Consider the following 15,858-nt stretch of genomic DNA (forward strand, 5'->3'; position numbering starts at 1 on the left):
TTAGAAAAAAGATGAAGCACAGATGGAGGAAGATGAATAGGAATGGGTATTGCAGGAACCTTTATTTTTATGATTGTGATCGGCGCTGTCATTGGCGCAGTGACCAATCATTTAGCGATTCAAATGCTATTTAGGCCATATAAAGCGTACTATTTGTTTGGGAAACGAGTCCCTTTTACCCCCGGACTGATTCCGAGAAGACGGGATGAACTTGCAAAACAAATGGGACTGATGGTCGTCAATCATCTCTTAACCCCTGCGGGTATTAAAAAGCGGCTCGTCTCCGATACAGCCAAAAAACAGGCTCTTCAAGTTGGGGAACAGCTGATTCAAAAGCTGTCACTTTCTGAAATGACAGTAAAAGAAGCGCTTGAAAAAGCCGGAGTTAAGCGTCCTGATGAAGCGGCAGACGCATGGATCAGCAGCTGGACGGATGATAAGCTGAATGAGCTTTTCCGCCAATACGAGCACCAATCATTAAAAGAGCTGGTGCCTTTGGAAGTGCAGGAAAAGCTTGAGGAAAAGATTCCGATGATTTCAGGATATATATTGTCACGCGGTGTTCATTATTTTGAAAGTGATGAAGGGAAAATCCGTCTCGGCAATATGATTGATGACTTTTTAAAAGAGCGCGGCATGCTTGGAAGCATGGTGCAAATGTTTCTAGGCAATACAAGCCTTGCAGATCGCGTGCTTCCGGAGCTTCTCAAGTTTTTGCGGAATGAGGAGACAAAAAAACTGCTTTCTGATCTCTTGAAAAACGAATGGGGCAAGCTGAGGGAGTATACGTTTTATGAAGCAGACGAAAAGTGGAATGCCAAAGCGCTCATTTTCAGCCTGAAACGAAGAGTGCTGCAAATATTTTCGACGGCTCCTTTCTTCGACAATACGATTGGCACCCTTACCCTCCGTTATGAATCTGAGCTGACCCAGCAAATGCTTCCGGCATTGTTAGATACATTACTTGAAGGGGTTTCGGCCAATCTTGAAAGTGTCTTAAAACGGATGCGCCTTGAGGAAATCGTCAAGGAGCAGGTGGATCAATTCCCGGTGCAGCGTCTTGAAGAAATGGTGCTGTCCATTTCAAAAAAAGAATTTAAAATGATTACCTATTTGGGAGGCCTTCTAGGTGGAATCATAGGTGCGGTTCAGGCATTGTTTGTCACCCTTTTTTAAGAAGAAATGATTGTTGATTAATGAAAGGTGCTCCATAGTCTGTTATAGTGGAGTGGTATGTCAAACGGCAACGATGAAAGGAGCTATTCACAATGGCTAGTAATTTTTATGATGTAGCGTATGAACTGGAAAAATCATTACGCGGGAGCGAAGAGTTCACCCGTTTAAAAAACCTTTATGATGAAGTAAACGCAGATGAATCTGCAAAAAGCATGTTCGAAAACTTCCGTGATGTGCAGCTTAGACTCCAGCAAAAGCAAATGGCAGGAGAAGAAATTACAGAAGAAGAAGTGACGCAGGCTCAAAAAACAGTTGCGCTTGTACAGCAGCACGAAAAAATTTCTCAGCTGATGGAAGCGGAGCAGCGCATGAGCGTGCTGATCGGTGAATTAAACAAAATCATTATGAAGCCTTTAGAAGAGCTATACGGTAGTGTCGAAGGCTAATCGGCAAAATCCCTTCTTGGAAAAGAAGGGATTTTAGCGTGTCGACAAACCCTCGCATTCGTTGTCAAGGATGCGCTTCGGTGCTCACGAATTTCAACATTCGCTGTGCTCCGATGCTCGCCTTTCCTAGACTTCAATGGTTTTCAATCACGCTGAAAAGATGACAAAATCCTAAAACGAAAACCGTTTTAGGATTTTGTCAACATCTGAAATCCCTTCTTGGAAAAGAAGGGATTTTTTATTGATTCAGCAAACTTGGAAATTCAATGAATCTTTTACTTCTCCATTGATGATCACTGATAATGTATGGATTCCTTTGTAATGCTTTCTGGTCGTCAGATCCTTAAAGGATTGAATTCTTGTGTATGACTTAGTTTCATTTTTTCGTATATTTGTTTCTGAAATTTTAAATACTTTTTGATGACGCTGACCCCTTGCTTTTATAAAATCAATTGCGTACTCAATTCTTACTTTTTGATCCCTTTCTGAATGAATATAGAAAGAGAATTCGAGGTTTTCGCCAATAGCTATACGGCTGGATTGGCATGTTAAATCATGTAATTGGATCGAATCAGCATTTTCATAACCAAAAAGCTGTAAGGCCTGTTTATCGCCCTTTTTTAATAAGGTTCGATAGGCGTGTTTGATGATCCAATCGGTGTAGGGGTGTGTTCCGTGCCATTGATCTGCGATTTTTTTCAGCAAATGAGGATGCGTTTTTGATATATCATTAAGGCTGTTGGCCACGCTTTTCCTTACATACAAGGACTCGTCCTGCATCAGTTTTTCAAGGATCGGCAGAACGGGGGCAGGGTCCGATTTTAAAGCGGGTATCGATTTTCCCCATGGCAGGCGGGGCCTGCTTCCTTCGCTCGCAAGTCTTCTCACGTGTTCATTTTCATGTTCAGACCATGCAAGCAATTGCTGGATCATTTTTTCTTGATCTAAAAGCAAAAAAGGCCTCACAGCAAATTCTGAGGTAGAATAGTGTGTAAAGTATTCCAACGCCTTTATTGATTCTTCCCAATGCGCTAACCCGTACTGTTCCACATAATCAGGGAATAGAATTCCGCTGAGTCCTTTGAAATGAGGGGCTGCATTCCGTAAAATCGCGAGCGCTTCACCGTAATGTTTTGGCAGCGTTTCGTATAAGGAAGCTGTAATGCGGCGCATCCGCTCTTTTAAAGCGAGTTCAGGCCAGTCTTCCTGAAGCAATTGTTCTTCGAATTTGTCTTTGTTAAAATCAGGATAGGATTCCATTATACGATGTATCAATTGAAATATCAGTTCTTCATTATATACTTCTTTTAAATCAGCCATCTGATCACCGCTTTTTTGTTTATTATATATATTATATGGGAATGTATGTTCCGAATCAAGTGTTCGATTCCAAAAAATAACAATAAATCCTACCTCAGGAATACAACATTTGGTTGATTTTTTTAGTTAAAAAAACCCTTGTCATCAGCAAGAAAAACTGAGATAATAGCATTGAAAGCGCCTACACTTACCTGGTTTCAATTGGATACGGTCGCATATCATGCCGTTATATAGAGGGGATAAGCAACAGAGAGAGTAAGTGTTCGGAGCGCGTCATTGGTCAAACAAGGGGTTCCTGATACATGATTTTTCGTAAATCGAAATAACGATATTAGGGAGAATGGCAGCTTCGATCGTATCCTATCATCATGCCATACATAAAGTCTGCTGAGTCAGGCTTTTTTTGCTTGGCAGAAAAGGTTGTTCTAAACACAGAGACAGGGTCATATCCTATACACAAGTACAGTCATCAAGGAGGGGGACATCTCTGTGTCAAAACAATTGCTTGCCTTAAATATAGATGGAGCGCTTCTTCGGTCGAACGGAAAGATTCATCAGGCAACGAAAGACGCGATCGAATATGTTAAGAAAAAAGGGATTTATGTCACACTCGTAACCAACCGTCATTTTCGTTCAGCACAGAAAATAGCAAAATCGCTGAAGCTTGATGCCAAGCTGATCACTCATAGCGGGGCATACATCGCTGAGAAAATAGACGCTCCGTTGTTTGAAAAAAGAATTTCTGACGATCACACCTTTAATATTGTTCAAGTGCTGGAGAGCTATCAATGCAATATTCGGCTTCTTCACGAGAAGTATTCGATCGGAAACAAGAAAAAGGTGAATTCAAATTTATTGGGGAAAGCACTCATTCATCCGTCTGATCCGATCTTTTATCCAGTCCAGTTTGTAGAATCATTAAGCGATCTTCTCATGGATGAGCCGGTGAGTGCGCCTGTCATCGAGGTGTACACGGAGCACGACATTCAGCTTGACATTACAGAAACGATTACGAAAGCCTTCTCTGCAGTTGACGTTATTCGCGTAAACGATGAGAAGCTGAATATCGTCCCGAAAGGTGTCTCGAAGGAAGCGGGTCTGGCCCTCGTCGCTTCAGAGCTGGGTTTGACTATGGAAGATGTAGTGGCCATCGGGCATCAGTATGACGATCTCCCGATGATTGAACTTGCCGGTCTTGGGGTAGCGATGGGAAACGCCGCTCCGGAGATCAAGAGAAAGGCTGATTGGGTCACAAGGTGCAATGACGAGCAGGGTGTCGCTTACATGATGAAGGAATATTTCCGAATGCAGCAGCGAAAAGGATTTCTTGATAAGTTCCACATGAAACGTGTGTAAATAAAGCCGCTCGCGCCCTGACAGGTGCGGCGGCTTTTTTGCCGGATTGATTTTAGCAGTTTATTTCTGTACACTAAAGAAAGTTTTGAATCTGATAAATTAGGTGATGAAGTTGCAAATTAAAATAGAAGGCATACATGATGACCGCCTGCATCGGCCTCTGCAAAATATTGCAAATTTGTTTTATGAAGAGTGCGAGCTGGTGTACGGCGGAGAGGAGCTCGCAGATGTTGTTATTTCTTTAGAATGCTTACAAACGGATGAGCATGTAACGGTTTCGGGAGAGGTGAAGGGAACTGGCATAACGGAACAGCATACAAAATCCTTTTCTTCAGGCATGAATGAAAAAGAAGCTTTTAAGCAAGTGAAAAATACGATTTCTTATGTGTACCTCAATCTTCTTCAAGCGTACACGGGCATCAAGCAAAAGTGGGGAATCCTCACAGGAATCCGGCCGACAAAGCTGCTTCATAAAAAGCTGCAAAGCGGAATGCCGAAGGAGCAAGCGCATGCTGAATTGAGAAAAGACTATTTAATTCACGATGAGAAAATCGAATTAATGCAGGACATTGTTGACCGGCAGCTGGCGGCAGTGCCGGATTTGTATCAAGTAAAGGATGAAGTCAGTATTTATATTGGCATTCCGTTTTGTCCGACAAAATGCGCGTATTGCACATTCCCTGCGTATGCCATCCAAGGGCAAGCGGGCAGAGTCGGTTCATTTTTATGGGGGCTGCATTACGAAATGCAGAAAATCGGTGAATGGCTGAAGGAACATGATGTTAAGGTAACAACCATTTACTTTGGCGGCGGGACGCCGACAAGCATTACAGCGGAGGAAATGGATCTGCTGTATGAAGAGATGGTCCGCTCCTTCCCGGATGTGAAAAACATTCGTGAGATTACGGTGGAGGCCGGCCGCCCTGACACGATTACAGAAGAAAAACTTGCCGTTTTAAACAAATATGACATTGACCGAATCAGCATCAACCCGCAATCCTATGAAAATGAAACGCTAAAGGCGATCGGACGGCATCATACGGTTGAAGAGACCATTGAGAAATATCATCTGTCACGCCGGCACGGCATGAATAATATCAATATGGACCTGATTATCGGTTTGCCTGGGGAAGGCGTGAAGGAGTTTAGACACAGCCTTTCAGAAACGGAAAATCTGATGCCGGAATCCCTTACTGTTCATACTCTTTCCTTTAAACGGGCGTCAGAAATGACAAGAAACAAGCATAAGTACAAAGTCGCCGGCAGGGAAGAGGTTTCTCAAATGATGGATGACGCGGTAGTCTGGACGAAAGAGCATGGGTACGTGCCTTATTATTTGTACCGCCAGAAAAACATCCTCGGGAACCTGGAGAATGTCGGATACTCTTTGCCGGGACAAGAAAGCATCTACAACATTATGATTATGGAAGAGGTGCAGACGATTATCGGCATCGGCTGCGGCGCGGCAAGTAAATTTATTGACCGGGATACAGGGAAAATCACACACTTTGCCAATCCGAAAGATCCGAAATCGTACAATGAGCGATTTGAGCACTACACGGACGAAAAAATAAACTATTTAGAGCAGACTTTCGCAGGATGCGGTAACAGGGGTGTTTGAGCAGGACGCTCTAGCTTTTAGCCGCTGATCTTTTTTTACATGAGTACCGACGCGCAGGCCTGACAACGAATGCGAGGGTTTGTCGACACGATGAAAGCAGCACTGATCACAGTGCTGCTTTTTTTATCCCTGTTTTCTTGCAGGCTGAACCTCTGGCTTCCATTTAAATACCTTGTTCAGCAGGCGGTAGATTCGTTTTGATTCCTTTGTTAAAAGCGGTCCTAAAATCGCCAGAATGAGAACATATAATGCGGCAAACGGCTTTAATGTGGCTGACAGGCCGCCGGCTATCCCGAGATTCGCAACAATAATCGAAAACTCTCCCCGTGATACGATTGTCAGTCCGATATTCGATGACGCCTTATGAGAAAGCCCTGCGCGCCGTCCGGCCGCCATTCCGGCGATAAAGTTTCCGAGAATGGTCAGAATGACTGCTCCTAAAGCAAGCCAAACCGCTTCACCTAGCGAAAACGGATCAATGCTGAGGCCGAAGCTGAAAAAGAACATCGCACCGAAGAAGTCGCGAAACGGAACGACAAGGTGTTCAATCCGGTCGGAATGCTCTGTTTCGGAAAAAACCAAACCGAGCAGCAGCGCGCCGATCGCTTCCGCTACATGAATCGTCTCTGAAAATCCGGCAATAAAAAAGAGCGCGGCGAAAATGACGATAATAAACACTTCATTTGAGCGAATGTCCAACAGCTTATTCAACAGAGGCGGGAGCTTTCTGGCTGCGATAAAAAACAGCAGCATATAACTGAAGGAGATCAAAATGGACAAAAACGCACTCCCGACTGATGTCGCATCACCTAGTACAAGACCGGAAACAACGGACAAATATACGGCAAGGAAAATATCCTCAAACATGATAATACCGAGGATCAGCTCGGTTTCCAGATTGGCCGTTCTTTTTAAATCAACGAGCACTTTTGCGACAATCGCACTTGATGAGATCGTGATGACGCCTGCAAGGACGAGGACTTCCAGAAAAGAAAACCCAGTGATAAACCCGTAAAGCAGCCCGAGGCTGAAATTAATCAAGATATAAATCGTTCCGCCGGCCGCGATTGACTTTCCAGATTTGATTAATTTTCCAACAGAGAATTCGAGTCCGAGATAGAAGAGGAGGAACAGGACGCCCATCCGCCCGAAAAACGCGATGATTTCACTGCTTTCTATAAATGTAAGGTCAATAATCCCCGCTTTCGGAGCGTGGGGTCCAAGCAGCATGCCCAGCACAATCAGAAACGGAATAATCGAAAATTTAATTTTATTGGCGATCACACTGGCAAGCGCCACAAGCACAAGCGCAGTCCCGACTTCAAATACAAGATGATCCATCGGCCGATTACACGCCCTCTCCAGAAAGAAAATCGTGAATCAGTTTCTTCAGATGCTTTCTTTCACCTGAGAGGACAAGTGTGTCATTTTCTTCAATAACCGAGTCTGCCCCGGGGTTTAAAAGTTTTTCCCGGCTGTGCTTGATGATGGCGATCACAGTGACATCGCAGTTCTGGCGGACATCAAGCTCCCCGAGTGTTCGCCCGATCGATTTGGCGCCTTTTTCAACCTTAAACCATTCAATAATGAGATCGCTGAAGGCCATTTCGATCGACTCCAGTGCTTGTGGTTTATAGACCATGCCCCCGAGAATAGCCGCAATTTGCCTTGCTTCGGAATCATCCAATGAGATATTGGAAAGAAGCTCATCCGGGTCCCGGTCATGAAACCGGTAAATTTCTCTTCTTCCGTCATCATGAATGATAATAGTCATCTTTTCGTGGCTTCTCGTTTCGATTTCAAATTTTTTGCCGATGCCCGGCAGATCGTTTTCTTTAATATTCAATGAAAATCCCTCCGAATGTAGTGTTGGCTAATGGGGTGAGTTACAAACAAGAACATTTATATTCGGAGGTAATTAGACTGGTATTTGACAGGGACGGCGCAAACCTTTTCCAGCCTGTTTATCAGCGGTTCGTCAAGGGGTTTGACAGACAGCTGCCTGACAGACAGCGCCAGCGGACTGTATTCTTTGATTAGCTCTGCGATGTACAGGCTGCCCGGCGACGGCGTTTTGGCCGACTGTGTTTCCTGCGGATATGAGGACATAGGCACATAGCTGTCAGTGGTTTCTTCAAGCTGGGAAGGCAGAACGACGTCCGAAGGGGGAAAGTACACCACAAATAAACTTAACAGTAAACTGACAAGCAATTTATCCATGCTTCCTCTCCTCCTTTCGAATAGCCCTCTTTCACTATATAAAACTTTATGTTTCCACTCAAACAATATGCATTTTTCAGTATCTATTGATCTTAAAAAATAAAAAGGTTTATTAGAGGATGGCGGGGAATGTATAGGAGAAAGAAAAAAGAAAACGCATACATGGAGGTGCTTCACATGGAGTTTATTCAATATGAATCGAATGGAACCGTTGCGGAGATTATCTTGAATCGCCCTGAAGCCCATCACGCCCTGAATGAACAGATGCTGTCTGAACTGAAGGAGGCGGTTGAAAAGGCGGCTGCAAGCGAGGCGCTCATCGTTCTCCTGAGAGGAACCGGGAGAGGCTTTTCAGCTGGCGGAGATATTCGGATGATGACATCAGAGCATGACCCTGATCAATTTAAGCGGCTGATGGATACGATTGAGGCTGTCACTCTGTCATTATATCAGATGAAGAAAGTGACAATTGCAGCTATTCACGGCGCTGCTGCGGGACTGGGTCTGAGTTTGGCGCTTTGCGCTGACATTGTGCTCGTGGAAAAAAATGCCGTTCTCGCGATGAATTTTATCGGCATTGGGCTTGTTCCGGACGGCGGAGGGCATTATTTGCTGAAGAAAAGAATTGGGGAAGCGAAGGCAAAAAAGCTCATTTGGAGCGGGAAAAAAATTTCCGCCGCGGAAGGCGCCGATATGGGCCTCCTTGACGGGATGTTTGCCGGAGACCCTGAGGAAGGCGCAAGACCCTTTATTGAAACCCTTTTGGCCTCGCCTCTTTTGGCGATGATCGAAACGAAAGCTATCTTTCAAAGCCTCCAGCTTGAAGAACTGCAAAAGGTGCTTGCCCTTGAACGCAGTGCCCAAGAGAAAATGAGAAGGACCAAGGATCACCAGGAAGGAATCCGTGCCTTTTTGGAAAAACGAGAGCCTAAGTTTCAAGCGTAACAGATCAGCCGGAAAGCTGATCATCTATGAAACAAAATCAGCTTTCCGGCTGCATTGACTACACGATGGGTGTGACTGTGCAGCCCTTTTTCTTTTAATAGGGCTTCACCACGCATTTTAGCCGCTTCTTCATTCTCTGCCTCAAATCGCTCGTTAACCAGTGTTTCCCCCGAAGGTTCAAAAGCTGTAAGGAAATAATCAGCCATCAGGTTTCCCCTCCATTTTCAAGGTTTATCAGTCTTTCTTCATTTATATTTATATTCTAAAAAAGAATTCAAAATCCTTTATTAAGTTTGATCCAAAATTAGTATATAATGGGTCAGGGAAGGAGGAGATTTGGTGCTTAAGATTGATCACGTAACGAAGACATTTGGAGATTATAAAGCTGTTGACGGATTGGACTTAGACATTCCGGAGCAGCAAATGTTCGGTCTTTTAGGTGCAAACGGAGCGGGAAAAACGACGACGTTTCGCATGATCCTTGGTTTATTAAGCATTACGGAGGGCTCAATCAGCTGGAAAGGCCGTCCTGTAAATTACAGTATCAGCAACAAAATCGGTTATTTGCCGGAAGAGCGGGGCCTTTATCCGAAAATGAAGGTGAAAGATCAGCTTGTCTATCTTGCCAGATTAAAAGGGATGGAGAAGCAGGAGGCTGTAAAAGAGCTCGGAACATGGCTTGAACGCTTCAATATAACAGATTACGAGAATAAGAAGGTGGAAGAGCTTTCGAAGGGAAACCAGCAGAAAATCCAATTCATTTCGGCTGTTTTGCATAAGCCGGAGCTGCTGATCCTTGATGAACCGTTCAGCGGTCTGGACCCTGTCAATGTTGAGCTGTTAAAAGAGTCTGTGATTTCTCTTAAAAACAGCGGTGTTTCTATTTTATTTTCCAGCCACCGGATGGAGCATGTGGAGGAGCTTTGTGAGCACCTGTGCATATTACAGAAAGGAAAGCCGGTTGTGCAAGGCAGGCTGAAGGAGATCAAGCGTTCCTTCGGCAAGAAGAATGTCACGATCCACTCCGATGAAGATCTGCGTTTTTTGCAGTCTCATGAAGGCATTCTCAAATGGAAGGAAACGGCTGGCGGCGTCAAGTTGCAGATCGCTAATGAAGATATTTCTCAAGAGATCTTTGCCATGCTCCAAGGAAAAGGGTTTATTAGAAAGTTTGAGCTTGAAGAGCCGTCACTGCACGATATTTTTATAGAAAAGGTGGGTGCCGTCTATGAATAAATTTTGGCTCATGCTTTCTCATACATATAAAAATAAAATAATGGCAAAATCCTTTATTATCTCGACTGTTATCACGGTACTGCTTGTTTTAGTTGTAACGAATATGGAGTCGATCATTTCTATGTTTCAAGGTGATGATACGAAAGAAAAAATCGCCGTTGTTGATGAAACAAACGAATTATATCCGATTTTCTCGAACCAGCTGAAAGCGGTGGATACAGACGGCGGTCTAGATGTGAAGCAGTCGAAGCAATCGGAGGATGAGGTCACAAAGCAAGTCAAAGATGAAGCGCTCGATGGCATGCTCATCATCAAACGAGATGAAAAAGGGGCCATTTCAGGAACTTATAAAGCGTTAACGATTTCTGATGATAGCACGTACCATACGCTGCAGCAGGCGCTGACGCAAACCAAAACGGCTGTCGGAACAGCGGATCTCGGTGTCTCGCAGGAAACGATCAGCAGTCTTTATGCGCCCGTTACTGTCGGACAGGAGACGCTGAAAGAGGGGGCGAAGTCTGAGGAAGAGCTTGGCCAAACAGCGGGGCTTGTTTACATTATGCTGTTTGTCATTTATTTCTCAGTCATTATGTATGCCAGTATGATTGCGATGGAGGTCGCAACCGAAAAATCCTCGCGTGTTATGGAAATTCTGATCTCGAGCATGCCGCCGATCCAGCAGATGTTTGCAAAGCTGCTTGGCATCGGGCTCGTCGGAATGACGCAGCTTGCTGTCATCATAGCTGCTGGCTCATTGTCGCTAAAGCTGAACAAAACGAGCGAAACAGCTTCATCTGTCGGAGGATTCCTTAATCTGACCGACGTTTCAGCAGCCACTGTCATCTATGCTGTGATTTTCTTTTTGCTCGGATACTTTTTATACGCGACACTTGCCGCGTTTCTCGGCAGTGTCGTCAGCAGAATAGAGGACGTGCAGCAAACGATCACGCCAATGACACTTTTGGTTGTCGCCGGTTTTATGATTGCGATGTTCGGCTTGAATGCACCTGACGCAGGATTTATTACGGTAACCTCGTTTATTCCTTTCTTTACGCCAATGATTATGTTCTTGCGCGTTGGCATGCTTGATATTCCGTTTTGGCAGGCAGCTACTGGAATTGGAATCACACTGCTTACCATCGTCATACTGGCTGTCATCGGCGCCAGAATTTACAAAGGCGGTGTGTTGATTTACGGCAATTCAAGCGCGTTCAAAGCGATCAAACAAGCGCTTCGTTTAGCGAAAAACTGATTGAAAAACAGCCTGGGCATCCTCAGGCTGTTTCTTTTTTGACAGAACGTGCATTCGCCAGAATTCGGTGCTAAAATAAGGGTACTTCATCCTGGAAAGGAGCAGAATGTTGACTGATCTAACCTTTATTCATGCGGCAGATCTACATCTCGACAGCCCGTTTTATGGGATATCGCATCTGCCGGAACCGATTTTTGCCCGGATCAAAGAAAGCACGTTTGCAAGCGTGAGACATATGATTGATGCCGCAGTGAGAGAAAACGTTGATTTCATTTTGCTGGCGGGGGACCTGTTCGACGAAGCCAATCGAAGTTTAAAGGCCCAGCTCTTTTTAAGAAAGCAGTTTGAAAGACTCAGAGAGTGCGGGATTTCAGTTTATGTGATCTTTGGGAACCACGATCATCTTGGCGGGGAGTGGACGCCGATTGAATGGCCTGAGAATGTCCATATTTTTTCGTCCGCTGTACCTGAAGAAAAATCGTTTTATAAGGAAGGCAGGCGCATGGCAAGCATTTACGGCTTCAGTTATCAGGAGAGAGCCGTGACGGAAAACCAAGCCGTCCGCTATCGGAGGTCGACTGACGCGCCGTTTCATATCGGTATGCTTCACGGCACGCTGTCAGGAGCTGAAGGACACGATCCGTATTGCCCGTTTACACATGATGATCTCGTGAAAAGCGGGATGGATTATTGGGCGCTTGGCCATATTCATAAACGCCAGATTCTTTCTGCCGAGCACCCGGCGGTCATCTATCCGGGAAACATGCAAGCGCGCCATATGAAGGAGACGGGAGACAAAGGCTATTATCTCGTTCGTGTGGCCAGCGGAGACATTTCGTATGACTTCCAGAAAGCGCATGATGTCCTGTGGGAAAAAGCGGCAGTTGATGTGACGGAGGCAAAGAATGTGACCGCCCTTTTCCAAATGATTGAGGACGCGTTTTCGAAGCTGCGGATAAAGGGGAGCCCTGTTTGTGTCAGACTCGTGTTGCAAGGGGCCGCACCACAATGGCTGCTGGAGGCGCCGAGAGGCACTTTGGATGAGCTTCTTGAAGCGTTTCAGGAGCAAGAGGCGGAGGAAGAACACTTCATTTGGCCGCTCTCATTGGAAGACGAGACAGAACATGAAACAAACCTTACAAGCCTTGATCCTTTTTTTGGCGGTTTATTTACTGACATTGATCGCGGCGATCTGTCAGATGTGCTGGAGGGGCTTGAGCGGAATCCTGTGTATAGAAGGCACGCGGACCGGTTTAGCCAAGAGGAGCTAAAGGAAATAAAAGAGCAGGCACAGATTTTATTGAAAAGACAGCTTAAGGTGCTTGAAACATGAGGCGGTGAAAGCTTTGCGAATTAAATCTTTACATATCTACCAATACGGGAAATTTTCCAATCGGACCTTTCACTTTTCCGCCTCGCCTGTCCAATTAATCTACGGATTAAATGAGGCAGGAAAAACGACGATGATGTCATTTATTGAAAGCATGCTGTTTGGTTTTCCGAAAACGAAAAAATATGAACCGAAAACAGGCGGTGTCTACGGAGGTGTTCTTGAAGCTGAACATCCCGAATATGGGGTGTTGAGGATCGAACGGACGAAAGGGACTGCCGAAAAGCTAAGAGTGTACACAGAAAACGGCGAAGTGAAGCAGGGAGATGTTTTAAAGCAGCTGTTTCAAGGCACGGACAGGGCGCTGTATAAAGCCATTTATTCATTTGATGTATTCGGGCTGCAGGAAATTCACGCCTTTAATCGGGACAAGATTGGGGAATTTCTGCTGTTTTCCAGCTTGTTTGGCGCTGAAGCTATATCTAAGCTTGATTCACGGCTGACAAAGGAAAGCGAAATCCTCTATAAACCAAACGGGCGAAATCCTCAATTGAATCAAGAGCTGGAAACGCTTAAGCAGCTGGCAGCGAAGCTAAAACAGGCTGAAGCAGAGGAAGCGGGTTATCATCAGCTTCTTGAAGAAAAAAGAACGCTCGAATCCCGTCTTGCAGCCGCAGATACCGGATTGCAAGAGGCGGCAGGACATATCCGATCGTTTGAGGGAGCGATTGAGCTGAAGCCGCTGTTAAATGAAAAAGCGGCGCTCGAACAGGCGATGGCACAATATCCGGAACAGGCGGGACAATTTCCGGCTGACGGGCTGCACCAGCTGGAAAAATATGAATTTCATCTTCACCCGAAATCCGCACAGGCGGAGGCGCTTCGAGTGAAGATGGCGGAGCTTGACAAACAGGTGCAAAAGCTTAATCCGGATCAAGAAATGTTGGCGAAAGAAACGCTGATACAAGAGCTTTCCGCAGCGTTTCATATGTACCAATCCTGCGGAGAACAGCTCGCCGCCATTCAGGCACAGCTTCGCCAGTCGTCCGCACAGGCAGCGGCAGGGCTGGAACAGCTCAATAAAACGGATGAAAATGAACTCCTGAATATGAACACGTCATATGACTATGAATGGCAGCTACAGCAGGCGGTGCAGCAATATGTGCGGGCAAGAGACAGAAAACGGCAGCTTGATGAGACGTTTGAACTTGCCCGGCAAGAGCTGGAAGACGCAGAAAAGGCCGTTCATGCCGCTTCGTCCGCCACCCTTGAAAACAGCAATAGAAAAGATAAAGAATCGGCCCTTAAAGCATATGATGAAGCACAGGGGCAGCATCAAGAGCAAGCGAAGCTGCGAGAACAGCTGAAGTTTTTTGAAAGGCAGCAGGTTAAACAGAAAAAGACTGTCATTGCAGCTGGTATGTTGTTCATCGTTCTCTTTCTGCTGCTGCAGCAATGGATTCCTGCCATAAGCATCGGCGCTGCACTGGTTGTGTATTGGCTTGCATTAGGTAAAAAAACACCGTCTTCCCGAAACAGCCGGGAGACGAGACAGCCAGTGACGGACATGTCGCCGGCAGAAGCCGAAGCGCTGAGAGAAGCGTTATGGGAGGATGACCGCAATAAACAGCATCTCATCACACAGCGGGCAGTGCTCCAGCAAAAAGAGGCTGCTTATGAAAGGGTCATCCAGCAGTTTGAACAGTGGGAAACCGATATGGCCCCGTCCTTTACTCAGGTCGAGCGTTTTATGAAGGAGCTCCGATTCATGGAAGATCCGTCTTTTTTGCTTGATGCATACAGCTTAATGAAGGATGTCAAAAAAGACGTGAAGAAAAAGCATGAGCTGACAATTGAAGCAGGCAGGCTGAAAAAGCGCCGGCGAACATTCGAAGAACGCGTCAGCATGCTTTATCCTGCGGATCAGAGTCAGAATATGTCCATCTCGGACGCCCTTCACACACTGCGGAAAAACGTTGAACGTGAAAAAGAAATCGAGAAACAAAGAAAAGGAATTGAAACAGATATTCATTATACAAAGGAACAGCTGCTGGAGCTGGAACAAGAAATCCAGTATTTTGAAGCCCGGATCGAACAGTTATTTGCCGCGGCGGCTGCAAAAGACAGAAATGAGTTTTGCGCAATAGCTGAGATCAGCAGGCAACTGAAGGATACGGAGAACAAGCTCCATCATGTAAACGCGCAGCTTCAAAGCGTACACCCGGTTGAGCTTGAACTGGCGGATTCCAATACGCTTTCTGAATTGAAAAACAAGCAATTAATTGAGAAGGAAAGAAAAGAGCGGCTGACTGAGGAGATCCAACAGCTTCGCAGCCAAATCGCATTGCTCTTTGTCAAACAGGAACAGTTAGAGGCTTCGGGGTTGGTCTCAGACCTCAAGCTGCAAACCGAAATGCAAAAGGAACGTGTGAAAGACACCGCTAAAAAATGGGCCTCGATCCAAATGATCAAACAAGTGATCAGAAACAAATTGGAGCGGCATAAAAAAGTCGAGCTCCCGCGCCTTCTGGAGACGGCCGGAGAATTTTTCCGCCCGCTGACTGATGGAAGCTACCAAACGATTTATTTTTCCGAAACGGATGATTCCATTATGGTCATGCATTGTGATGGAACGGTCTATCAAGCGGAAGAGCTGTCACAGGGGACGTGTGAGCAGCTGTATACAGCGATCCGATTTGCTCTGGCCGTTACGCGTCAGGATGGGTCAAGGCTTCCATTCCAGCTGGATGACAGCTTTGTTCATTTTGATCAGGAAAGGCTCAAACGTGTATTAGACGTTCTTTATGATTTATGTGAAGGCGGAAGGCAGATTTTGTATTTTACATGTCATGATCATGTAAAGGATGCGTTTAAAAGCAGCGAAATCATTCATTTGGTGTCATAAAAGAGGTTCTATAGCTGTAAATCGGTATGTGATATACTGGTATTATGTAAG

14 protein-coding genes are annotated in these 15,858 nt (G+C 45.4%); 9 read left to right on the forward strand and 5 right to left on the reverse strand.

Annotated features, from left to right (window positions below; translation table 11 throughout):
* The first annotated feature begins 42 nt into the window (after positions 1-42).
* The gene (locus tag ABZM97_RS05465) at positions 43-1,176 is read left to right on the forward strand and encodes a DUF445 domain-containing protein (protein ID WP_253268978.1); all 1,134 of its coding nucleotides are present in this window, start codon (positions 43-45) and stop codon (positions 1,174-1,176) included.
* Positions 1,177-1,268: 92 nt separating this feature from the next.
* Positions 1,269-1,622 (forward strand): YlbF family regulator, encoded by a 354-nt coding sequence (locus tag ABZM97_RS05470; RefSeq protein WP_087991226.1) that lies wholly within the window; start codon positions 1,269-1,271, stop codon positions 1,620-1,622.
* Positions 1,623-1,868: 246 nt separating this feature from the next.
* Here the strand turns inward: ABZM97_RS05470 and ABZM97_RS05475 are convergent, their stop codons facing one another.
* Positions 1,869-2,942: a DNA alkylation repair protein gene (locus ABZM97_RS05475; protein ID WP_253268979.1), complete on the reverse strand. Its 1,074-nt coding sequence runs from the start codon at positions 2,940-2,942 to the stop codon at positions 1,869-1,871.
* A gap of 489 nt (positions 2,943-3,431) precedes the next feature.
* Between ABZM97_RS05475 and ABZM97_RS05480 the strand changes: the two genes are divergently transcribed.
* Both ABZM97_RS05480 and ABZM97_RS05485 read left to right on the forward strand, forming a co-directional pair.
* The gene (locus ABZM97_RS05480; RefSeq protein WP_253268980.1) at positions 3,432-4,298 is read left to right on the forward strand and encodes a Cof-type HAD-IIB family hydrolase; all 867 of its coding nucleotides are present in this window, start codon (positions 3,432-3,434) and stop codon (positions 4,296-4,298) included.
* Between the two features lie 112 nt (positions 4,299-4,410).
* Positions 4,411-5,919, forward strand: a complete 1,509-nt coding sequence (locus ABZM97_RS05485; protein ID WP_367387294.1) for a coproporphyrinogen III oxidase — start codon at positions 4,411-4,413, stop codon at positions 5,917-5,919.
* Between the two features lie 123 nt (positions 5,920-6,042).
* Here ABZM97_RS05485 and khtU read toward each other — a convergent pair whose 3' ends face one another.
* The 3 genes from khtU to ABZM97_RS05500 are packed head-to-tail and all read right to left on the reverse strand — an operon-like array spanning position 6,043 to position 8,139.
* Entirely contained in the window at positions 6,043-7,260 is a 1,218-nt protein-coding gene (khtU, locus tag ABZM97_RS05490; protein WP_367387295.1) for a K(+)/H(+) antiporter subunit KhtU, read from the reverse strand.
* Positions 7,261-7,267: 7 nt separating this feature from the next.
* A complete protein-coding gene (khtT, locus tag ABZM97_RS05495; RefSeq protein ID WP_087991231.1) occupies positions 7,268-7,765 on the reverse strand; it encodes a K(+)/H(+) antiporter subunit KhtT in 498 nt (165 codons plus the stop codon).
* Positions 7,766-7,821: 56 nt separating this feature from the next.
* Positions 7,822-8,139 carry a hypothetical protein gene (locus tag ABZM97_RS05500; RefSeq protein WP_148964141.1) on the reverse strand — a complete coding sequence of 106 codons (318 nt, stop codon included), beginning with the start codon at positions 8,137-8,139 and terminating at the stop codon, positions 7,822-7,824.
* A gap of 177 nt (positions 8,140-8,316) precedes the next feature.
* Between ABZM97_RS05500 and ABZM97_RS05505 the strand changes: the two genes are divergently transcribed.
* On the forward strand, positions 8,317-9,084 hold the full coding sequence (locus ABZM97_RS05505) for an enoyl-CoA hydratase (RefSeq protein WP_367387296.1): 768 nt from the start codon (positions 8,317-8,319) through the stop codon (positions 9,082-9,084).
* A 20-nt stretch (positions 9,085-9,104) separates the two neighbouring features.
* Here the strand turns inward: ABZM97_RS05505 and ABZM97_RS05510 are convergent, their stop codons facing one another.
* The gene (locus tag ABZM97_RS05510; RefSeq protein WP_202328498.1) at positions 9,105-9,290 is read right to left on the reverse strand and encodes a YhzD family protein; all 186 of its coding nucleotides are present in this window, start codon (positions 9,288-9,290) and stop codon (positions 9,105-9,107) included.
* A gap of 133 nt (positions 9,291-9,423) precedes the next feature.
* Here ABZM97_RS05510 and ABZM97_RS05515 point away from each other — a divergent pair, with 133 nt between their 5' ends.
* From ABZM97_RS05515 to ABZM97_RS05530, 4 genes are all read left to right on the forward strand, one after another.
* On the forward strand, positions 9,424-10,320 hold the full coding sequence (locus ABZM97_RS05515) for an ABC transporter ATP-binding protein (protein WP_087991234.1): 897 nt from the start codon (positions 9,424-9,426) through the stop codon (positions 10,318-10,320).
* Complete coding sequence (locus ABZM97_RS05520) at positions 10,313-11,572, forward strand: ABC transporter permease (protein WP_202328496.1); 1,260 nt, start codon at positions 10,313-10,315, stop codon at positions 11,570-11,572. Before ABZM97_RS05515 ends, ABZM97_RS05520 begins: the two co-directional genes overlap by 8 nt.
* 106 nt (positions 11,573-11,678) lie before the next feature.
* Entirely contained in the window at positions 11,679-12,905 is a 1,227-nt protein-coding gene (locus tag ABZM97_RS05525) for a DNA repair exonuclease (RefSeq protein WP_202328495.1), read from the forward strand.
* A 4-nt stretch (positions 12,906-12,909) separates the two neighbouring features.
* On the forward strand, positions 12,910-15,807 hold the full coding sequence (locus ABZM97_RS05530) for an AAA family ATPase (RefSeq protein ID WP_367387484.1): 2,898 nt from the start codon (positions 12,910-12,912) through the stop codon (positions 15,805-15,807).
* The last annotated feature ends 51 nt before the right edge of the window (positions 15,808-15,858 follow it).

Origin of the sequence: Bacillus vallismortis (genome assembly GCF_040784915.1) — a bacterium.
Lineage (GTDB): Bacteria > Bacillota > Bacilli > Bacillales > Bacillaceae > Bacillus > Bacillus subtilis_G.